The organism is Algoriphagus sp. UBA3586, from assembly GCF_002376385.1.
GTDB lineage: Bacteria > Bacteroidota > Bacteroidia > Cytophagales > Cyclobacteriaceae > Algoriphagus > Algoriphagus ornithinivorans.
Genome location: NZ_DFMT01000016.1, coordinates 157,168 through 177,796 on the forward strand (window position 1 = coordinate 157,168; position 20,629 = coordinate 177,796).

A 20,629-nucleotide genomic window follows, 5' to 3' on the forward strand; every position below is an offset into this window, starting at 1 on the left:
GATAATTTTCATAAAAAAAATTATGAATACTTATCTCAAAGCTCCCAAAGCAATATCCATAGGCCCATGCCTTATCATTGGATTTTTGATTGTCTTTTCAATTTCAGGTATTGGTTTCTTGTTATCGGAAAACCAATTTTTAAGCAATAGTCTCTTATTTTCTTCAGGTTGGTTTTTCTGGACTTTTTTTGAATACTCAGTTCACAGATTCTTTATGCACGAATTGATTGTTCCGCAAGCAAAAAAGGATATCATCAATCACCGCTATCATCATAGAAATCCTCAGGATATCAAAATCAATCTAAAGCACAGACTTTTCATACTCCTAATTATTTCAATAGTAGCATTTTTCGCTTTTCAAATAGGTGGATTTATGATGAATCTACTGGGATTCCTAGTTGGACTATCTAATTACACTTTTCTGCACTACCTACTACACAGGCCAATTGGAGGTGTACTATTACCTAGAGTTCAAAGAAATCACATACTCCACCATTCTATTCGTCCAAATCACGGCTTTAGTTTTAGTACTGTCCTATGGGATTGGCTCTTCAACACTTTACCTCCCAAATCTGACATAGTCACAAAAAAAATGATGGAATTCTACTTCCAAGATTTACAAACCATAAAACAAAACCCATAATCCTATGAAAACTCTAAATCAAATCTCAAAAAAATTATTTGCAGCTGTCAGCTTGCCACTAATTTCAATCTCATGTGTACCTGTATTTTCCGATCTTCAGAGTGCAAGAACTTTAGGAAAAGGACAAGTAGAAGCGACTCCGTATTACACCATAACAGGATTAAATAATGAAGATAAAGGAGCTTCTCATTTTGGTGGAAATATCGGAGTGGGTCTAAGTGATAAAATAGATATCAGAGCGAAATATGAATCAAATTGGTTGAATGAAGAAGAAAATACCGCCGTCACAATTTTGGGAATCGGCCCTAAATTTTCCCTAATCCCTGATAGATTGGCATTTTTCCTTCCAGCAGGTGCCATGCTTCAAGAAGGTGAACTGGATTTTTGGCAAATTCATCCAACAGTTTTTTTCACTCAACCTATTGTAAAGGATCGTTTAGAATTTACCGTTGCGCCCAAATATCTGTTAAACATTTGCGAGGACTGTTCTGGAAATTTTGCCACAAACTTTGGTTTGTCAGCTAGTAAAGATTTCAAAAAATATGCTTGGCGGGCAGAGTATGGTAGAATCATTAGTAATGGTTCAGTTGGACAGTTCTCTTTAGGGTTTTCATTCTTTTTAATCCCAAAAAACCAAATTCCATGATGTACAGATAATCCTCCATTTTTCAATAAATGGAGGATCTTTTTTAAAAAGCTCTTTGCAGAATATTATTTTATTTTTAGCTAAATTCATAAAATCTAAATAATCTATCATGATTATTTAAAAAGATTATTTCAATGAATGATCCAAATCAACCTAATTTCACTCAAGTTTTATTTTTTCAAAACTTGAAGAACTCAATCCCCTCCTATTCCTCTTTGGTGGATGAAGTGGCGGAAGTTCTAAATGTCAGCATTGATAGTGCTTACAGAAGAATTAGAGGTGAAAAACTGCTGGACTTTGAAGAGATATACTTACTGTGTAAAAAATACAATGTCTCTATTGATAAACTGATCAGCTCTCAATCCAATACAATCGTATTCCAGGGTAAGCAAAATAATTTTGGAGAAGAAAATTTCCATTCCTGGATGGTAGATGTGTTGGCGCAATTAGAGATGGTGAATTCATTCAAAGAAAAGCATATTTACTTTTTACTTAAGGATATGCCTCCTTGGTACCATTACTATCATTCCGAATTGGCTTCATTCAAGTTTTTCTTCTGGCAAAAGTCCATCCTTTTTAATGAGAATTTTAAAAATCAACAGTTTTCTCTGGATCGAATTGATAACACGGAATATTCTGATTTGACTCAGAGAATACTAAAAACATATAATAAAATCCCTACTACTGAAATATGGAATTTAGAGGGAATTAATACTACTTTAAGACAGATAGATTTGTATCATGATATGGGAGTAATTCCCTCTTCAAAGGACACTTTGAAGCTTTATCAGTGCGTGCTTGAAGTAATAGATCATTTATCTAAAATGGCAGAATATGGGAAGAAATTCCTGCCAGGACAGCTACCCAGTTCTGAGAATTCTGATTACAACTTTTTAGTCAATGAATTTGTATTAGGCGACAATACGTTTTTTGTCCAACTCGACGATATAAAAATTACCTATCTGAATTACAGCGTTATATTTTTTATTGGAACTTCTGATCCATTATTTAATGAAGGTATGTTCAGAAACCTTGAAAACCTGATTAAAAAATCCACTCAAATAAGCCAAGTTGGGGAAAAGGAAAGGCACCAATTTTTCAATAAACTCCGAAAAAAAGTCACAAATAGAATGGATCAATTAAATGTCAAGTGAAAATAAAAATCATTTGTTTTACCACTTGCTTAATTCTCATTATTTTACACGTCCAATCAAACACACGATTATATTCTTTTCAATCATTTGAATGAATGTACTCCAAGAAGCTTTACTTTATCAAAGCAATACGATTTGGAGTTGATATCTATTTGAAATAGGCCTTCTTCTACTTTCACAATCCTCGGAATAATTGCTGCTTTAAAAGTGGATTAAAATTCAAGTTTTTGAAAAAGTGATAATTAAAAAGAAATTCAATTCTCTAGAATTATGAAGATTTATAAAGCACTATCTAGTGTTTTCCTAATTAAACTCATTCTTTTAAGTAATTCTTGCTCGACGAGAAATACTGAAATAAGCGGTATAGATCAAGAAACAATCTTAAACCAATCTGTAGCACCCGAAAACACACCAGATGGAATGGTTTGGGTTCCTGGCGGAAAATTCACCATGGGTACCAATGATGCAGATGCTTATGATGCTGAAAAACCAGCAGTTCAAATCGAAGTACAAAGTTTTTGGATGGATGAGCACGAAGTCACTAATCAGGAATTTCAGAAGTTTACAAATGAAACTGGCTACCTAACTGTAGCCGAAAGACCAATTGATTGGGAGGAGCTGAAAAAGCAACTTCCCCCAGGAACCCCAAAACCGGATGACTCTGTCTTAGTGCCCGGTTCAATGGTTTTCACCCCTCCTCCCTTTCCTGTACCGCTTCAAGATATTTCCCTTTGGTGGAGCTGGGTCAATGGAGCCAACTGGCAACATCCGGAAGGGCCAGATAGCAATCTTGAAGGCAGAGAAAATCATCCTGTAGTTCATATCGCATATGAAGATGCAGTAGCTTTTGCTGAATGGGCTGGAAAAAGACTACCTACAGAAGTGGAATGGGAATTTGCGGCTAGAGGAGGAATCAATGGGAAGCGATTCGCTTGGGGTGATGAATTAATGCCCAATGGGCAATATTTAGCCAATACATTCCAAGGAAGCTTCCCCAATGAAAATTTAGGAAAGGACGGTTTCATAGGCACTTCACCTGTAAAATCCTTTGCTCCAAATGGCTTTGGCCTTTACGATATGATCGGGAATGTGTGGGAACTAACCAGTGACTGGTATGATGCACTCAAGTTTGCCAGAATTGCAGGAAAAGCACCCAAACTAGATGCCGGAATGAACCCGTGTTATAATCCAGACAATCCCTTTGCACAAGAAAGAGTGATTAAAGGGGGCTCTTTTTTATGTGCAGAAAATTATTGTGTCAACTACAGGCCCTCAGCAAGACAAGGTCAGGCTTTTGATTCAGGCACATCCAATGTTGGATTTAGATTGGTCAAAGATGTGGATACTAAAACTCTTAGTATGAATTAAACTTACATTCCAAAAATTAATAAAAGCTCCTTATTTTAGAGGAGCTTTCTTTTTTATGAAAAAACTATCCATAAGCCTGATTTTAACGGTTTTGTTCGCATCCCAAGCCTTTGCTCAATTAAAACCTGGTTTTGAAGCTGAAGAATACTTGCAAATTCTGGGTGTTTTTACCCATGGGCTACCAGACAGCACGAAAGTAGGTATACCTTCCCCAAAGGATTTTGAAAAATTATATGATTCACCCGTGGTAGGACTCGAAAACAAATGGAGTCTTTGGATCCAAGAGTCTGAGAAAATTGCTGTAATAGCTATTAGAGGAACAGTTCAGAGTCCTACGAGTTGGCTGGCAAACTTCTACGCTGCAATGATCCCTGCATCTGGATCCATGAAAATACGAGATGATTACACCTTCAAATATGATTTTGCGAAAAATCCCAAAGCCGCGGTTCATGTAGGTTGGACTTTTGCAACTGCAGCTTTGTCCGAAACAATGACACCCAAAATAGATTCACTGATTGCCAATGGATATCAAGACTTTATAATAGCAGGCCATTCTCAAGGTGGTGCCATAGCATATTTGGTTAGCGCAATGCTCAATGTTAAAAACCAATCAGGGAGTTGGCCCTCAAAAATTAGAGTTAAAACTTACTGCTCTGCCGCCCCTAAACCGGGTAATTTATACTTCGCCTATGATTATGAGTACATGAATCAAGGCGGTTGGGCCTTTAATGTTGTCAATGCTTCAGACTGGGTGCCTGAAGTTCCTTTTTCAGTCCAGACAGTTGATGATTTCAACAGCACAAATCCCTTCTCCGATGTTTCAGGAATCATCAAGGCCCAGAAATTTCCAAGAAACCTAATTTTCAAGAAGGTTTACAAGAAACTGGATAAGCCAACCAAAAAATCCACGAAAAATTTCCAAAAATTTCTTGGGAAGTATGCAGGAAAGCAGGTATTGAAACTATTCCCTGATTATGAATCTCCCGCTTTTTTCCCAAGCAATCACTTCGTGCGAGTAGGTAATTTCATTGTGCTTTTACCTGATGAGGAGTACAAAATTAAGTACCCTGATGAAGAAGGGAGAATTTTTAAACATCATATGTTTAACCCATATTATTTTCTTTTCAAAAAACAGTATTTGGATTAAGGATTCGGATATCCCCTTAAGATTCTTTGAATGTATTTGCCAACAATGTCAAATTCCAAATTGACAAAATCCCCTATTTCTAATTGATGGAAATTTGTGTGCTCGTAGGTATAAGGGATAATTGCAACTGAAAATCTTCCTGGTCCTGAATTAAAGCATGTCAGACTAGTTCCATTGATAGTGATGGATCCTTTTTCAACAGTCACATTGCCCGTTGCAGGGTCAAATTCTAAATCAAAAACCCAAGAACCATCTTGATCTTTGATATTTTTCACTACTCCGGTTTGATCCACATGACCTTGAACTATATGCCCATCAAACCTTCCATTAGCCGGCATACATCTTTCTAAATTCACCTTTTTACCCACCTTCCAAGCAGCTAGATTGGTTTTTTGAATAGTTTCATCAATCGCCGTTACCCTGTAAGCTTTGGGGTCTGTTCTTACTACAGTTAAACATACCCCATCATGAGCGACCGATTGATCAATTTTTAATTCAGAACAAATTTCTGACTCTAAGTCAAAATGAACATTTGAACCTTCTTTGGTAATATTTTGAATGACTCCGAATGATTCGATGATTCCTGTAAACATATATTTTCTTTGAACTGGCTTTCAGTGAATAAGCAATTTTTGCCTCTTGAGGTTTCAAATTAAGCCAAAATATCCTTTAACTTCGACTGAAACTCCATATTCAATGCCACTGCTTAAATTAGAAGATACTTACCTCCACAAAGGAAAAAGAAAAGCACTTGTAGCTGAACTCAAAAAGAAAGGAATACAAAGTCAACGTGTTTTGGAAGCAATCAACACCTTACCTCGGCATTTTTTCTTTGACTCTGCCTTGATATCTCATGCCTATGAAGACAAAGCTTTTCCAATTGGTGAAGGTCAAACAATCTCACAACCTTATACAGTAGCCTTTCAAACAGAACTGTTGGATATTCAGCAAGGCGATAAAGTTTTAGAAATAGGTACTGGTTCGGGTTACCAAGCAAGCATCCTGCATCTTTTAGGGGCAGAAGTTTATACTATTGAGTATCAAAAAAAGCTTTTTGAGGGCACCCAGAAATTTTTGAAAAGACTTGGAATAGAAATGAACCTGTTTTATGGAGATGGTACAGGAGGTCTTCCTCAATTCGCCCCTTACGATAAGATTATCGTGACTGCTGGAGCACCGGTAGTACCTGAAGCTCTAACCCAACAATTGAAGGTTGGAGGAGTTTTAGTCATTCCTGTTGGGGATAGAAGTAAACAAGCTATGGTAAAAATCACCAAGAAGGCAGGAGGAAAATTAGAAAGGGAAGAATTTGATTACTTCGCTTTTGTACCCTTATTGGGAAAAGATGGATGGAAATAGAATTACGGAGTTTTTCAGAATAATATTTTGAAAATATAATTTCATATCATGCTTTAAAAAATTTAATTTTTATTTTTGTTGAAATTAAAGATTATGGCTAAGAAAAAATTTGCAAGGGAATCAGCTACCATTATGACAGAAATGGTGCTACCTAATGACACAAATACACTGAATAATCTCATGGGGGGAAGACTGATGCATTGGATGGATGTGGTTGCAGCCATCGCTGCTCAGAAGCATTCCAACCGAATCGTAGTCACAGCTTCAGCTGATAGCATTTCATTCAAGCAGCCCATTAAACTTGGCAATGTGGTCACATTGGAATCCAAAGTAACCCGGGCTTTCAATTCCTCAATGGAGGTTTATATTGAAGTGACTGCCGAAGATATCCCAGCTAGCACAAAAATAACTACGCATAGAGCTTTCTTTACATTTGTTGCGGTAGACCAAAACGGGAAACCCATAGAAGTGCCTGAGGTAGTACCTGAGACAGCAGAAGAAGAGGAACTTTTCGAAGGAGCATTGAGGAGAAGACAATTGAGATTGGTATTGGCAAAAAGAATGAAACCTGAAGATGCAGTGGAGTTGAAATCCATATTCAATCTAGACATAACAAAATAATGATCAGGGAAGGCACAAAGTCTTCCCTTTTTTTGGCTTAAGGGGATTTTTTGAGCAATTTTCAGACATGGAAAATTTATCACTGGGTGAATTAAAATACATACTTCAAGAACCGATTTATCTTTTCGAGGAAGATCAATCTGAATTGAAAAATCAGGTTTCAGAGAATAAATCAGAGCTTGTCAAGAAAAATGAGGTATCCCCTACTCCTCATGAAGAACCAATCAAATCTGATGAATTAAAGCCTGAGACTGAAGAGATTGAAATAGAACCTATTAAAGTTCGTGGCAAGTTTGAAAAAGGGATTCTGATTTTACATGAGGAGGCAGCGCTCAGTGATGCTGTGATGGATATGCTTGTGAAAATGATACAGGCAGTAGGGCATAGTATGAGCGAAGTTGGATTAGTAAGTTCAGAAGAACTTCATGGAAAAAGTCTAGAAGAATTTCAGGCTATCAATGCGCATATTGTGCTAAAGTTTGGCAAAATCAAATACCCAATCAATGCGCTTCCAATCCACGACTATCAAATTCACACAGAGGAGGAAACAGAGTATTTGTTCGCAGACTCTCTCACAGCCATTTCAGAAGATAAAAATTTAAAAGTTAAGACCTGGAATGCTTTGAAACTTCTCTTTAATATTTCCAAATGAAAAAATTAACTCCAGAGCAAAGCCTGTGGGCCAAACGATTTAAATGGATCAGTTTGATTGAAGGAATATCTTTTTTGGTGCTCTTATTTATTGCTATGCCATTGAAATACATGATGGATATGCCTCAGGCCGTAACAGTCGTAGGCTGGATTCATGGACTTCTTTTCATTATTTATATCTACACCGTTTTCCCTACAGCTTCAAAGCTAAAATGGAATTTCAGCCGAACTCTATTTGCCTTGATAGCTTCTGTATTACCATTTGGCCCATTTATATTTGACAGAAATCTGAAGAAAAGCCAACAAGTTGATTTTTGAAATGGCATTGATCAGCAAGAAGAAAAAAGTATACAAAATCAGCTCCGAGTTGAGGAGCTACCTCTTGGAATATTCAAGAGAGGTGGATATTCCTATTCATTATCATGAGCTATTGAGATATACTGATTCGATTGCTTTATACGATTCAAAGGAACAGGACACATTTTGGGAGACAGTATTTTATGATCAATCAGATCGAGAATAGATCCATTTAAATGTCAAAAAGATCTATGCTATCCTGAAAGCCGGAGGAGATATGTCTGTGATGGATCACCTGTATGTAGACAGAATTGATCTCTGTATCTATGGAAACACGCAGCCATTTCGGGTAAGGATAGTGAATCGGATCAATGATAATTTTGACTATTTCTATATCAAAAATGCAGACGCCTCCAGAGTATATGGATTGGAACTAGAGCATTTACTTTCTCCCAATAGAATCAGTTACCTTGTTCATCAAAACACCTTAATTGAAGAACATATAGCAGGTATTCCAGGGGATAAATTTATGCGTCTGCATATGGCAGATCCACATCTGAACCCTATTCGACTCGCCAAAGAGTTCGTCAAATTCAATGAACGTTGCTTTGTAAGACTTTTAGGAGATATGCACTCCTCTAATTTTGTCATTGATGTCACACCTGATTTCGAAGAGACGCATTATAGAATCAGAGCGATTGATTTCGATCAGCAAACCTATGAAGGTAAAAAGTCCATCTATTTGCCTCAATATTTCAAGGAAAACAATGTCTTAATTCAATTGGGAATGAAATACATCACTCCTGAATCCATGAGACAGTATCAACGAGAAGAAAGAGCCTTGATCGCCACAAGATTGAAGTCTTCCTATCATGAAATCGAAGGAATTTTAAACGCTATGGAAAAGGATCATATTGCTCCTTTGCAGAATGTGGATAGCCTTAGAAAAGAATTGGCAAGACATTATAAGAACCAAAAGTTCATGTCTTGCCAAAATATGGGACAAATACTTAAAGTAAGTCTAGAGCAGTTACTCAAATAGCATTACCACTTTTTCAATTGCTCATAAACCAAGTGCAAGGGAAATCCCATTACATTGAAGTAAGACCCTTCAATACTTGCTACTCCTATAAATCCAATCCATTCCTGGATTCCATAAGCTCCCGCTTTGTCGAAAGGCTTATATTCTCGGATATAATGCCAAATCTCTTCTTCTTCCAAAAATCGAAAGGTAACTTTTGTTTCATCTTCAAGAGTAATCCTCTTGTTTTTATCCTTGATTGTAACAGCTGTCATCACAGTATGCGTAGCACCGGATAAACTTTTGATCATGTCGAAAGCCTGTTGTTCTGAATTGGGTTTGCCTAGAACATGGCCCTTTTCGATGACAACAGTATCAGAAGTGATGAGGATTTCATTTTCTTTAAGTTCCTCAGGATAAGATTCTGATTTCAACCTAGAGAGATAAGCCGCCACGTATTCCGCAGGAATATCTGCAGGGATGGTCTCATCCACAGGGTTGACTTTAATCTCAAATTCCAACTCTAACCCTTTAAGAAGCTCTTGTCTTCTCGGAGAGTTAGATGCTAAGATGAGCTTTTTGTCCTTCAGTTTTTTCAAAAAAGGCGTCATATTCATAGTCAAATTCGTCTTGATCAATACTCGCAAAAATCAATCCTCCGAGAGCTTTAGGATAAAAATAAGTAGATTTCTGCGGCATCATTTCTCCGGATTTACAAACCTCCAATACTTGCTCCATCTCTAATTCTCTGGTAATTAGAGCGAAGGTTGCTTTTCCGGATCTTACTTCTCTGATACAACGCGCAAAATTTCTTTCGTAGGCAATTTTGGGTGATTTTCTTTGTTCTTCTGAAGGGATTCCTAAAATCTGGTTAAACAGGACTTCGTGCAAAGCTACTAGGTCCAAGTTTTTCAAAGCAGGCGCTAAGTTCAAATTTAAATTTTCAAACTTCTCTTCCTTTAACTCCAAAAAGTAGGACTCCTCTCCTATGACCAAACCATAAGTATGGGATTTATGAAAAGCATAATTACCTAATTCATCCGGATCTGGGAATTTTTTGACTAGAAACCAATCCTCCAACTTATTCATTAATGTGGATTGTTCGATTTCCATATCATAAAAAAGCCGATGAGTGGGAAGAATTTTCAGATCATTTGCTAATGCATTGGTTAAATACATCAAATGATAATCATGAGCCTTCCACTTCTTATCCTGAAATTCACCATTCATCGAATTGCGATAAGAAATAGCTCCTTCTAAGCGATGGTGGCCATCTGCTAATATGATTTGCTTTTTTTGAATCAGATTCAAAAACTTTTGAATGACTTCTGCATCGTGGATTACAGCTAAAACTTCCCTTACTCCCTGATAATCTTCCAATTCATACAATGGGGACTCAATAGCTGCATCCATGTATTTCTCCAATTGGAATTCCTCGTCCTCATACAATCCATGAGTGGGACTTGCCTGGATTTTAGATGCCTTCAAAAGATCTACTCTATCATTTACTGCAGAGACTATCGTGTTCTCATGCCTTAGAATTTGTTTTTCATCCCAATTATAGGCTTTAATCTGAGCTATAAACCCTTTTCTACATCGCTCATCATGCTCTCTCGGGAGCCTGAAATATTGATAATAGACATAAATTCCGGGAAGCATGTCCTGTGAGATAATCCCCTCCTTTTTCCATTCTAGAACAGTATTCTTCACTCTTTCTATAGGCTCGGGACCTTTCGGTACAGAAAGGTGTATACTATTTAAAGGATTTTGGTAAAGTTGTTCTCTCTGCTTTTCAGAAACCACATCAAAAAGTGGGGCAGTAAGTTCTTCCAACTTGGAGCTAAACTTCTCAGCATACCTCCAAGCTCTTAATGGTAGTATTTCAGCCATATTATTTTAATCTATTCCTCCACATGCTAGTTGATTGGGAAGGGTTAGACTCGGTAGTTTTGTTTGTTGATTTTGATTTTTGAGCATTGAAAAATTCGACTGCCAAAGCAGCCAACATTTCTTCTTCTACAGGAGAGAGCTTCTGATCCAAAACTTCAGGAGTAAAGTACCTTTCCACGAATTTGGTATCGAAATTTCCACTGACGAAGGCCTCATGCTCTAAAGCAAAACGACAAAAATCCAATGTGGTTTGAATTCCAGTGATCTCATAATCCTTAATTGCCCTCAACATTCTGTCTATTGCAGCCTCTCTAGATTCTGCATACGTGATTAGTTTGGCAATCATTGGATCATAATAAATTGGAATATCCATACCTTCTTCAAACCCATCATCCACACGAATTCCAGGTCCTTGAGGTCTTCTATAGGTAATTAATTTTCCAATATCCGGTAAAAAGTTGTTTCTCGGATCTTCGGCATAAACACGAACCTCCAGTGAATGTCCGTTGATTTTTAAATCCTCTTGAACAAAGTTCAATTTTTTCCCTTCAGCCACCCAGATTTGCTCTTTTACCAAATCCTTTCCTGTAATCATCTCTGTCACAGGATGCTCTACCTGAAGGCGGGTATTCATCTCAAGGAAATAAAAGTTCAATTTATCGTCCACAATGAATTCCACTGTTCCGGCACCATAATAATTACATGCCTTAGCTACTCCCACAGCTGCCTCTCCCATGGCTTTTCTCATTTCTGGAGTCACTACGGCTGAAGGCGCTTCTTCAATTACTTTTTGGTGTCTTCTCTGAATAGAACACTCTCTTTCAAATAGATAAACAATATTTCCATGCTGATCGCCCAAAATTTGAATTTCTATATGTCGTGGAGAAGTGATGAATTTTTCAATAAATACAGCCCCATCTCCAAAAGCAGATTGTGCCTCAGAAACAGCCCTTTGCATCTGCTCCTCAAATTCCGCTTCAGATTCTACAATCCGCATTCCCTTTCCTCCTCCTCCTGCGCTCGCCTTGATCAGGATTGGATATCCGATTTCTTGAGCCTTCGATTTAGCAGCCGCAATATCTGAAATGGCCTCTTCTGTCCCCGGAACCAATGGAATATCATACTTAGAAACCGCCTGCTTAGCTGCCAATTTACTTCCCATAACCTCAATAGATTCAGGGGAAGGCCCTACAAAAATGATCCCTGCATCACTGACTTTTTGGGAAAAACCCGCATTTTCTGATAAAAACCCATATCCAGGATGAATGGCATCTACTCCTAATTCTTTACATGCTTCAATTATTTTATCTGCCAATAAATAAGACTGATTAGAAGGTGGCGGTCCTAAGCAAATAGCCTCATCAGCAAATTTGACATGGGGGGATAATCTATCGGCTTCTGAATAAACTGCAACGGTTTTAATTCCCATTTCCTTTGCTGAGCGCATAATTCTAAGGGCAATTTCCCCTCTATTGGCTACCAGCAATTTTTTAATACTTGACATGATCTCTAATCTAATTTGGGTATTGTACAAAGTCAAAAGCGAATTAAGGAAATTATTTTGAGGAATGTTAAGAAAGCAGCAGTATGACAAGGGATTTTTGCTTGGTAGGCATTTAAGTTTTATCTTTGGCGGATTTTGAATGAATAAATCATTGCAAAATCTTTATCACTTAAATTCAATAAGCTTTGGATCTATTTGCAAAACTACACACCAATCTGGGCCCGCTGGGCAAACACTCTCAGTTTTCAGATGGCTATTACATGTTCCCTAAATTAGAGGGCGAGATTGCTCCCCGTATGAAATTTCAGGGAAGAGAAGTATTGACTTGGTCTCTGAATAATTATTTGGGTCTGGCCAATCATCTTGAAGTAAGGAAAACTGATGCTGATGCAGCAGCCAAATGGGGTGCAGCATACCCAATGGGAGCTAGAATGATGTCAGGCCAAACCTCACTGCATGAAAAATTAGAGGATGAATTGGCTGAATTCGTAGGCAAAGAGAAAGCCTACTTACTGAATTATGGCTATCAAGGCATCATGTCTGTAATTGATGCTCTATTGGACAGAAAAGATGTTGTCGTATACGACTCGGAATGTCACGCTTGTATTATTGATGCATTGAGAATGCACATGGGAAAAAGATATGTTTTCCCTCATAATGATATTGAAAACTGCGAAAAGCAGTTGGAAAGAGCGACCAAACTTGCCGCTGAAACAGGTGGAGGTATCCTTGTGATTACGGAAGGTGTATTCGGTATGACAGGTGATCAGGGAAAACTCAAAGAAATCTGCGAACTCAAAAAGAAATTTGAATTCCGTTTATTGGTTGACGATGCTCATGGTTTCGGAACTATGGGACAAACCGGTGCCGGAACTCATGAAGAGCAGGGAGTCATCGAAGAGGTAGACCTTTATTTCTCCACATTCGCAAAATCTATGGCATCTATTGGTGCTTTCATTGCAGGAGAAGAAAAAGTAATTCACTATTTGAGGTTCAATATGAGATCTCAAATCTTTGCAAAGTCTTTGCCTATGCTTTTGGTAGAAGGTGCTTTGAAGCGTTTGGAGCTTCTTAAAACCCAACCAGAATTGAAGGCAAATCTTTGGAAAGTAGTCAATGCATTGAGAAGTGGGCTACATGAAAACGGTTTTAGCACAGGAAAATCAAATTCTCCAGTTACCCCAGTGGTCTTGAACGGAACAGTAGGAGAAGCTGCAGCTCTTTCTTATGACCTGAGAGAAAATTATAACATCTTCTGTTCAGTAGTGATTTATCCAGTAGTACCTAAAGGCATGATTATCTTGCGTTTAATCCCTACTGCTGTTCACACTTTGGATGATGTAAAAGAGACTGTTCAGGCCTTTGCAGCTGTAAAGGACAAGCTTACTAGCGGTCAATACAGAAATTCTGAGATAGCAGTTTCCTTCGGAGAATAAAAAAAAATTCAAAAAAAATGCCCTCAGGATTGAAATAGCAAGTATTTGGGCTATATTGGATTCAAATAAACTTATCATCAACCTAAAAAACACACTTTTACTATGAGCAGATTTAGTGAAGTTAAAGATCTTGTAATGGGCCTTGAAGGCGATTTCGAAAAATTCTACGAGAAAGGTAATCAAGCAGCCGGAACCCGAGTAAGAAAAGGGATGCAAGATTTGAAAAACTTGGCACAGGACATCCGTAAGGAAGTTCAAGACAAGAAAAACGCCGGTTGATCCGTAAAAAATAAAAGGTGGCCCAAAAGCCACCTTTTTTTAACTGGATTATAATAAAGTGGAGCCTTAAAACTCCACTTTATTGTTTTCAGGCATTACATCAGCCATTCTTTTACTTGGATCAATCTCAATGGATTGAATATCCTCCAATTTTCTATCCAATACGATAGTCTTTTCTAAATTGACCCAAGGCCAATCTTCTGTATACACTCTGGTTGGCATGCCTTCTTCATTAGCTTTTTCACCTCTCATGATCACCAAAGGCATATAAATTTGCTCCTGAGCACCATCCTTATATGTAACCACTATATCAAGAGGCATTGGCATTAAACCAATTCTTTGGAAAGTAACTGCAGTTTGATCTCCTCTGGCTTCTACAGGACCTACAGCATAGTCGATGGTCTTTGTCGTGTAAACAAAATATTCCTTATACCAATCCAATTCGATACCGCTTTCCTTCTCCATAATTCTGATCAAATCATTGGCATTGGGATGCTTGAATTTCCAAGTATTGAAATATCTCAACAAACCTCGATCTCTTACTTCTTTACCAATTACATAACCTAATTGCTCCATAAATACTGCACCTTTCGAATAAGCCGCAGAACCGTATGCCCTATTGGTATGATAATGGTCTGAATGCGTAGACATGGGCTCTTCCAAGCCTGATTTCGCTAAACTGATGTAGCCACGATAACTTCCTGCATGAACATTCCCTACTCCTTCTCTAAAAATTTCACCCATAGTCAGATTGGTGGCATAACTCGTGAACCCTTCGTCCATCCAAGGATACAAAGATTCATTGCTTGCCAGAACTCCATGATACCAGCTATGAGCCAATTCGTGAACCATCACGCCTACCAAGCTGCCTAAGCTTCTTTCTCCGGTAATTAAAGTAGACATGGCATATTCCATTCCACCATCTCCTCCTTGTACCACTGAAAATTGCTTATAAGGATATTGCCCAAAATTCTTGGACATATATTCTATAGCCTTAGGAGTATATTCTTTCAATTTTTCCCAGTTCTCAGACGTATTCTCTCCTGGAATAAAGAAATGGTGAACTGTTATTCCATTGTCCATTTGAACCTTATCGTGCTGGTACTTCGGATCAGCTCCCCACATAAAATCGTGAACCATCGGAGCTTTAAAATGCCAAGTCAAAGTATTCCCTTTTGGCTGAGGAACTTTCACTCCGGCATCTTCATAACCATGGCCAATTTCATTTGGATTCTGCAGGTAACCTGTTCCCCCAATAGTGTAGGTTTTATCAATGGTAATTTTAACATCAAAATCACCCCAGATTCCATAAAACTCACGACCTATGTAAGGATTTGCATGCCAACCTTGTTCATCATAATTGGCCATCTTAGGATACCATTGGGACATGGAGTAGCGAACACCCTCTTCTGAGTCCCTTCCCGATCTCCTGATTTGTACAGGTACTTGACCTTCAAATGCCATTTCAAAGGTTGCCTTAGAATTAGGCAAAATCGGCTGATCCAAATCCACAACCAAGATTGTTTCTTCTTCATTGAATTTTACAGCCTTTCCGTCTTTAGTCAAGGATTTTACATGCAGATAGCCGATTTCTTCCGGAGTCAGTAAAGAGATTCTGTCTCCTACTCTTCTATCCGGATCAGCAATGGTACGAGACCTTACATCCATCATGCTTCCTGGCTGGAATGCATTATAATACAAATGATAAAAAACCCTATTGAGGGTATCCGGTGAATTGTTGGTGTATGTGAGAACTTGAGTACCGGTATATCGATTGGTTTTCACATCCATGGATACTTCCATTTGGTAATCCACCGCTTGCTGGAATCTACCTGTTTGTGCAAAAACACCAATACCCGATATCAAGCAAAGAAAAAGCCCTGCTAAAGGCTTCATGTACTTAGTGAGCATAGATTTAATTTTTTTTCTAAAGAAAATCAAAATGAATAGGCTGGGCAAACCAACTATCAAATTTTACTTAGAAGAGTAAGTTTGATGCTCAAATAGCTATCTACTCCATTGAAATAATTTTCGAAAAAGGTTTGAATCATTTCCTTTAGTTTCAGAAAAAATTACCAATCCAACACCCTTGCGAAATCGAGCTGACGGACTTAAATACTTTTGGGTATTTATATCTAAATGAACGATTCCATGTGAATAGTGAGAAAACAAATTTAAAACACATGAAAAAACTCTACATTTTGATTTTAGTGGCCATGATGGGATTCAACCTTCAGGCCCAACAGGTCAATATGGATTTATTTAAATCCATGAAAACAAGAAATGTGGGACCGGCAGGTATGAGTGGTCGAATTACTGCTATTGATGCAGTAGACGATGATCCCACCATTATTTATGCTGGTTCTGCATCTGGTGGACTTTGGAAATCCACTTCAGGAGGCATCCATTGGGAGCCTATTTTTGATGACCAAAAAGTTCATTCTATCGGAGCTATTTCCATTTACCAAAAAAATCCTTCCGTAATCTGGGTAGGTACAGGGGAAGGAAATCCAAGAAACTCTCTAAACCTAGGTTATGGAGTATACCGCTCCCTTGATGCAGGTAAGACCTGGGAAATGATGGGCTTGGAAAAAACGAGAGCTATCCACAGAATCATCGTTCACCCTGAAGACCCTAATACAGTTTACGTAGGAGCAATAGGCTCTCCATGGGGAGAACAAGAAGAAAGAGGTGTCTACAGAACTACCGATGGAGGAAAAACCTGGAAAAAAATCTTGTATGTAGATACAAAAACTGGTGTGGGTGAAATGATCATGGATCCAAATAACCCAAACAAGATCTTTGTCAACATGTGGCAACACAGAAGATATCCATGGTTTTTTGAATCTGGAGGAGCATCTAGTGGCTTGTATGTAACTTATGATGGAGGAGACAATTGGACAAAGCTGGGTGATAAAAACGGATTACCAAAAGGAGACTTAGGACGTATGGGACTAGCTATTTCTGCTGCAAATAGTAATAAGGTTTATGCTTTGGTTGAGTCAAAGAAAAATGCACTTTATGTATCTGAAGATGGAGGTTCCAATTTTAGCATGATCAACAGTGGTGATGATATTGGAGATAGACCTTTCTATTATTTTGAAATCCATGCAGATCCTAAGAATGAAAACAGGATTTACACTTTGTATTCCAGGGTTGGAATGAGTGAAGATGGTGGTAAATCTTTCAAGCAAATCTTACAATATGCAGGAGTTCACCCGGACCATCACGCGTGGTATATCAACCCAAATGATCCAAAACTTCTTATTGATGGAAATGACGGTGGCTTGAATATTTCTCGTGACGGAGGTAAAACTTGGTATTTCGCAGAAAAGTTACCTGTAGGTCAATTCTATCATGTCAATGTGGATAATGAGCTTCCATATAATATCTATGGAGGCATGCAAGACAATGGCTCCTGGGTAGGCCCAGCCTATATCTGGAGAAGAGATGGAATTAGAAATACGTATTGGCAAGAAGTATCATTTGGTGATGGATTTGACGTTGTTCCCCATCCAGCAGATTCAAGATATGGGTATACCATGTCTCAGGGTGGGAATGTGACCCGCTTTGATAAATTGACAGGTCACAACCGATTCATCAAGCCTACACATCCAGATAAAGACGTGTTCTTGAGATTCAACTGGAATGCTGCAATTGCTCAAGATCCGCATGATGATAATACCGTGTATTACGGTTCGCAGTTTTTGCATAAGTCAACTGATAGCGGGGAAACTTGGGAAATTATTTCTCCGGATTTGACAACCAATGATTCAACAAAGCAAAGACAACAACAAACAGGAGGTTTGACCTTTGATATCACAGGAGCAGAAAATCATACTACGATTATTGCTATAGCTCCGAGTCCAGTTGATCCTAATGTTATTTGGGTGGGTACGGATGACGGCAACTTGCAAGTAACCCAAGATGGTGGAAAAACCTGGAACAATGTGGCTTCTAAGTTAACGGGACTTCCAAAAGCAAGCTGGATTCCTCAAGTTCAAGCTTCTACCTACGAAGCAGGAGAAGTGTGGGTCATTGCTAATAATTATAGAAACAATGACTTTTCAGCTTATGCCTACCATAGCAAAGACTTTGGAAAAACATTTACCAGAATAGCAGATGATTCCAAGGTTTGGGGATATGCCTTATCCATTAAGCAAGATGTAGAGCAGCCTAATCTAGTTTTCCTAGGAACTGAGTATGGATTGTACGTTTCGTTCGATAAGGCAAAAACCTGGAACAAATGGGAACATGGCTATCCGAAAGCTGTCTCGACATACGATATGACTATTCAGGAAAGAGAGGCTGACTTGGTAATAGGCACCTTCGGAAGATCCATGTGGGTCTTGGATGATATTAGACCTTTAAGAATTTTTGCAGCCAATGGAGGAAAAGCTCCGGCAGCAAAAATAACGGCTGTTCCAGCTCCTGATGCTTATCAAGTAGAAATTCAACAGCCACATGGTGAGCGATTCCCGGCTGATGGAAAATATGCTGGAGAAAATAGAGAAACAGGAGGAAGACTAAGCTTTATCATCAATGATGACAAAGAAAAACTGGATACAGTCACTGTGAATATTTATAATCAAGCAGGAGAACAAATCAGAACCTTGAAAACTGCACCTCAAAAAGGGGTAAATAGAGTTAACTGGGGTCTAGACAGAAAATCTACAGCAGAAAATGCCGGCGGAAACCGTGGACGAAGAAATGGATTCTACGAACCTAGCGGTGGAGATGCACTTCCTGGAACTTACAAAGTAGAGTTTGTATATGGTGAGGAAAAAGCTGAAACTTCTATTAATGTGTATGCAGATCCAAGAATCGAGATTCAGCTAGCAAACCTAAAAGCCAGAGAAGACTTCACTAAGAAGTTGGAAGCTTTGCAAACAGAAATGAGCACAGCAACCAATCAAATGAGTGAAGCGGAAAAAGCTATAAAGAAGGTAGAAGACATGACCAAGGACCTGGATTCAGAAGAGGCAAAAGAATTGGCAAAAGCAGCCAAGGAAATCAAGAAAAAACTGGAAACAGTTAAAGAAGCCTTTAATGGACCAACCCGAGAAGGTCAGGGAATCGTGAGAAACCTCTACCCTACTACTATGACTATGCAGTTTGCACCTAGAAGGTATGTAGGCTCATCCTACGGAGCGCCGGGAGAAACTGAAGAAAGACTCTACCAACATGCAAAAGAGTCCGCAGAAGAGGCCTTTAAAGTACTGGAAGAGTTTATGAGTGGAGAGTGGAAAGCTTTCGAAGAGAAAGTGAAAAACACTCCTGTAAACCTTTTTGAAGGTGTGAAAGAAAAATAAATTCAAACCTAGAAAAAATGAAAGGCTGGCTATTTTTAGTCAGCCTTTCTTTATTCTAAGAGGCACAAATTTCAGCACAATATTTATATTCAGATTCTTAAACCTATTAGCCAACATTCCTTCATGTTCTCTTCGAATTTTAGTCAAAAAGCCATTCAAGAATTCCAAAATAGATACCAAAAGAAGCCTAGAATTTTTCGTTCTCCCGGAAGAATCAATTTAATTGGAGAGCATATAGATTACAATAACGGCTGGGTAATGCCAGCAGGGATTGACAAAGAAGTCACCTTTTGTATTTCAAAAAATGAAACTGACACCTTTCGGATTTTCTCATTAAACCAACAAGAGGAGGTTTCTTTTACCCGGTCTACTTACAATTCCATCCCATCAGGCTGGGCAAAATATGTAATTGGAGTTATAGATGAATTGATAAAAGTCGGAAAAAAAATCCCTGCATTTGACGCTACAATAGACGGAAACATTCCCTTCGGATCGGGACTATCCTCATCTGCTGCTTTGGAATGTGCCACTGCATTTGCAATCAATGAGTATTTTGAATTAAATCTTTCTAGAAAAGAGATTGCGCTAATTTCTCAAGCAGCCGAAAATAATTTTGTGGGAGTGAATTGCGGTATTATGGATCAATTTGCCTCAGTGTTTTCCAAAGAAAACCAGGTGATCAGGCTGGATTGCGACACATTGGAATATGAATATTTCCCCTGTGAACTTGGAGAGTACACCTTGATTCTCGCCAATACATTAGTGAAACACAGCTTGGGTGATTCAGAATATAATACCCGAAGAAGGGAATGTGAAACCGCCCTCCAAGTTTTATCCGATGCTAAAGGAGTTGAAAAAAGCTTTAGAAATTTGACGATTGAAGATCTCGATACCTATTCTTCATTGGTCATTGAGACACAAGTTAAAAGAGTCAGCTTTGTACTGGGAGAAATAAACAGAGTTCAGCTTGCGAGTAAAGCACTGAAAAATAAAGATTTTCATGAGCTGGGAAAATTGCTTTACGAATCACACCAAGGATTGCAACATCTATATGAAGTGAGCTGTGAAGAATTGGATTTTATGGTAAATTTTTCAAAAGGCTTTGAAGGTCTTTTAGGATCTAGGATGATGGGAGGTGGATTTGGAGGATGTACCATCAATCTCATTGAGCGGAAATCTGCCCAATCTTTTCAAATTGAGCTTACAGAAGCATATTTCAAACAATTTGGCATCGAACCTGAATTCTATCAGGTCAATATTGGAGAAGGAAGCTCAGAAGTGATCCTATAATTAAAATGAAA

General features: G+C 38.3%; 18 protein-coding genes and 1 pseudogene. 14 read left to right on the top strand and 5 right to left on the bottom strand.

Annotated elements, in window-relative coordinates; all coding sequences use genetic code 11:
- Positions 1-22 precede the first annotated feature (22 nt).
- From B2906_RS05265 to B2906_RS05285, 5 genes are all read left to right on the top strand, one after another.
- Positions 23-643, top strand: a complete 621-nt coding sequence (locus B2906_RS05265) for a sterol desaturase family protein (protein ID WP_219958968.1) — start codon at positions 23-25, stop codon at positions 641-643.
- Between the two features lie 4 nt (positions 644-647).
- Positions 648-1,289: a hypothetical protein gene (locus B2906_RS05270; protein WP_219958969.1), complete on the top strand. Its 642-nt coding sequence runs from the start codon at positions 648-650 to the stop codon at positions 1,287-1,289.
- 134 nt (positions 1,290-1,423) lie between these two features.
- The gene (locus B2906_RS05275) at positions 1,424-2,443 is read left to right on the top strand and encodes a helix-turn-helix domain-containing protein (RefSeq protein WP_219958970.1); all 1,020 of its coding nucleotides are present in this window, start codon (positions 1,424-1,426) and stop codon (positions 2,441-2,443) included.
- Between the two features lie 270 nt (positions 2,444-2,713).
- Positions 2,714-3,811 (top strand): formylglycine-generating enzyme family protein, encoded by a 1,098-nt coding sequence (locus B2906_RS05280; RefSeq protein WP_219958971.1) that lies wholly within the window; start codon positions 2,714-2,716, stop codon positions 3,809-3,811.
- A 55-nt stretch (positions 3,812-3,866) separates the two neighbouring features.
- Positions 3,867-4,958 carry a lipase family protein gene (locus B2906_RS05285; protein ID WP_219958972.1) on the top strand — a complete coding sequence of 364 codons (1,092 nt, stop codon included), beginning with the start codon at positions 3,867-3,869 and terminating at the stop codon, positions 4,956-4,958.
- Here B2906_RS05285 and B2906_RS05290 read toward each other — a convergent pair.
- A complete protein-coding gene (locus B2906_RS05290; RefSeq protein WP_219958973.1) occupies positions 4,955-5,551 on the bottom strand; it encodes a riboflavin synthase in 597 nt (198 codons plus the stop codon). The two genes, B2906_RS05285 and B2906_RS05290, sit on opposite strands and share 4 nt — an antisense overlap.
- A 109-nt stretch (positions 5,552-5,660) precedes the next feature.
- Between B2906_RS05290 and B2906_RS05295 the strand changes: the two genes are divergently transcribed.
- The 5 genes and pseudogenes from B2906_RS05295 (at position 5,661) to B2906_RS05315 (ending at position 8,928) form a co-directional block, all read left to right on the top strand.
- Positions 5,661-6,317 (top strand): protein-L-isoaspartate(D-aspartate) O-methyltransferase, encoded by a 657-nt coding sequence (locus B2906_RS05295; protein ID WP_219959426.1) that lies wholly within the window; start codon positions 5,661-5,663, stop codon positions 6,315-6,317.
- Between the two features lie 93 nt (positions 6,318-6,410).
- On the top strand, positions 6,411-6,938 hold the full coding sequence (locus B2906_RS05300; protein ID WP_091650494.1) for an acyl-CoA thioesterase: 528 nt from the start codon (positions 6,411-6,413) through the stop codon (positions 6,936-6,938).
- 67 nt (positions 6,939-7,005) lie between these two features.
- Positions 7,006-7,590: a hypothetical protein gene (locus B2906_RS05305; protein ID WP_219958974.1), complete on the top strand. Its 585-nt coding sequence runs from the start codon at positions 7,006-7,008 to the stop codon at positions 7,588-7,590.
- Positions 7,587-7,907 carry a DUF3817 domain-containing protein gene (locus B2906_RS05310; protein ID WP_091650489.1) on the top strand — a complete coding sequence of 107 codons (321 nt, stop codon included), beginning with the start codon at positions 7,587-7,589 and terminating at the stop codon, positions 7,905-7,907. The genes B2906_RS05305 and B2906_RS05310 overlap by 4 nt, the downstream gene beginning before the upstream one ends.
- 1 nt (position 7,908) lies before the next feature.
- Positions 7,909-8,928, top strand: a pseudogene (locus B2906_RS05315) (hypothetical protein).
- Between the two features lie 2 nt (positions 8,929-8,930).
- Here the strand turns inward: B2906_RS05315 and B2906_RS05320 are convergent.
- From B2906_RS05320 to accC, 3 genes are read right to left on the bottom strand one after another with little or no spacing between them, the layout of a single operon-like run.
- Positions 8,931-9,506, bottom strand: a complete 576-nt coding sequence (locus tag B2906_RS05320; RefSeq protein ID WP_255590618.1) for a Maf family nucleotide pyrophosphatase — start codon at positions 9,504-9,506, stop codon at positions 8,931-8,933.
- Positions 9,466-10,797, bottom strand: coding sequence for a DUF1015 domain-containing protein (locus B2906_RS05325; RefSeq protein WP_286935830.1), 1,332 nt, complete (start codon positions 10,795-10,797; stop codon positions 9,466-9,468). The genes B2906_RS05320 and B2906_RS05325 overlap by 41 nt, the downstream gene beginning before the upstream one ends.
- A gap of 1 nt (position 10,798) precedes the next feature.
- Complete coding sequence (gene accC / locus B2906_RS05330) at positions 10,799-12,301, bottom strand: acetyl-CoA carboxylase biotin carboxylase subunit (RefSeq protein WP_219958976.1); 1,503 nt, start codon at positions 12,299-12,301, stop codon at positions 10,799-10,801.
- Positions 12,302-12,486: 185 nt separating this feature from the next.
- Between accC and B2906_RS05335 the strand changes: the two genes are divergently transcribed.
- Together B2906_RS05335 and B2906_RS05340 are read left to right on the top strand one after the other, a co-directional pair.
- Positions 12,487-13,737, top strand: coding sequence for an aminotransferase class I/II-fold pyridoxal phosphate-dependent enzyme (locus B2906_RS05335; RefSeq protein ID WP_286935831.1), 1,251 nt, complete (start codon positions 12,487-12,489; stop codon positions 13,735-13,737).
- A gap of 102 nt (positions 13,738-13,839) precedes the next feature.
- Entirely contained in the window at positions 13,840-14,016 is a 177-nt protein-coding gene (locus B2906_RS05340; protein WP_091650478.1) for a histone H1, read from the top strand.
- A 66-nt stretch (positions 14,017-14,082) separates the two neighbouring features.
- On the opposite strand, the gene B2906_RS05345 is transcribed toward B2906_RS05340, so the two are convergent.
- Positions 14,083-15,927: a M1 family metallopeptidase gene (locus tag B2906_RS05345; RefSeq protein ID WP_286935832.1), complete on the bottom strand. Its 1,845-nt coding sequence runs from the start codon at positions 15,925-15,927 to the stop codon at positions 14,083-14,085.
- Between the two features lie 272 nt (positions 15,928-16,199).
- Between B2906_RS05345 and B2906_RS05350 the strand changes: the two genes are divergently transcribed.
- Both B2906_RS05350 and galK read left to right on the top strand, forming a co-directional pair.
- Complete coding sequence (locus B2906_RS05350; protein WP_286935833.1) at positions 16,200-19,328, top strand: VPS10 domain-containing protein; 3,129 nt, start codon at positions 16,200-16,202, stop codon at positions 19,326-19,328.
- A gap of 123 nt (positions 19,329-19,451) precedes the next feature.
- Complete coding sequence (galK, locus tag B2906_RS05355; RefSeq protein ID WP_286935834.1) at positions 19,452-20,618, top strand: galactokinase; 1,167 nt, start codon at positions 19,452-19,454, stop codon at positions 20,616-20,618.
- The last annotated feature ends 11 nt before the right edge of the window (positions 20,619-20,629 follow it).

Excerpts from the sequence above, each read along its gene's own strand:
- B2906_RS05290 (WP_219958973.1), bottom strand. The coding sequence starts at position 5,551 with ATGTTTACAGGAATCATCGAATCATTCGGAGTCATTCAAAATATTACC.
- B2906_RS05310 (WP_091650489.1), top strand. The coding sequence starts at position 7,587 with ATGAAAAAATTAACTCCAGAGCAAAGCCTGTGGGCCAAACGATTTAAA.
- B2906_RS05340 (WP_091650478.1), top strand. The coding sequence starts at position 13,840 with ATGAGCAGATTTAGTGAAGTTAAAGATCTTGTAATGGGCCTTGAAGGC.
- B2906_RS05270 (WP_219958969.1), top strand. The coding sequence starts at position 648 with ATGAAAACTCTAAATCAAATCTCAAAAAAATTATTTGCAGCTGTCAGC.
- B2906_RS05350 (WP_286935833.1), top strand. The coding sequence starts at position 16,200 with ATGAAAAAACTCTACATTTTGATTTTAGTGGCCATGATGGGATTCAAC.
- B2906_RS05285 (WP_219958972.1), top strand. The coding sequence starts at position 3,867 with ATGAAAAAACTATCCATAAGCCTGATTTTAACGGTTTTGTTCGCATCC.
- galK (WP_286935834.1), top strand. The coding sequence starts at position 19,452 with ATGTTCTCTTCGAATTTTAGTCAAAAAGCCATTCAAGAATTCCAAAAT.
- B2906_RS05280 (WP_219958971.1), top strand. The coding sequence starts at position 2,714 with ATGAAGATTTATAAAGCACTATCTAGTGTTTTCCTAATTAAACTCATT.
- B2906_RS05325 (WP_286935830.1), bottom strand. The coding sequence starts at position 10,797 with ATGGCTGAAATACTACCATTAAGAGCTTGGAGGTATGCTGAGAAGTTT.
- B2906_RS05305 (WP_219958974.1), top strand. The coding sequence starts at position 7,006 with ATGGAAAATTTATCACTGGGTGAATTAAAATACATACTTCAAGAACCG.
- B2906_RS05265 (WP_219958968.1), top strand. The coding sequence starts at position 23 with ATGAATACTTATCTCAAAGCTCCCAAAGCAATATCCATAGGCCCATGC.
- accC (WP_219958976.1), bottom strand. The coding sequence starts at position 12,301 with ATGTCAAGTATTAAAAAATTGCTGGTAGCCAATAGAGGGGAAATTGCC.
- B2906_RS05300 (WP_091650494.1), top strand. The coding sequence starts at position 6,411 with ATGGCTAAGAAAAAATTTGCAAGGGAATCAGCTACCATTATGACAGAA.
- B2906_RS05275 (WP_219958970.1), top strand. The coding sequence starts at position 1,424 with ATGAATGATCCAAATCAACCTAATTTCACTCAAGTTTTATTTTTTCAA.
- B2906_RS05345 (WP_286935832.1), bottom strand. The coding sequence starts at position 15,927 with ATGCTCACTAAGTACATGAAGCCTTTAGCAGGGCTTTTTCTTTGCTTG.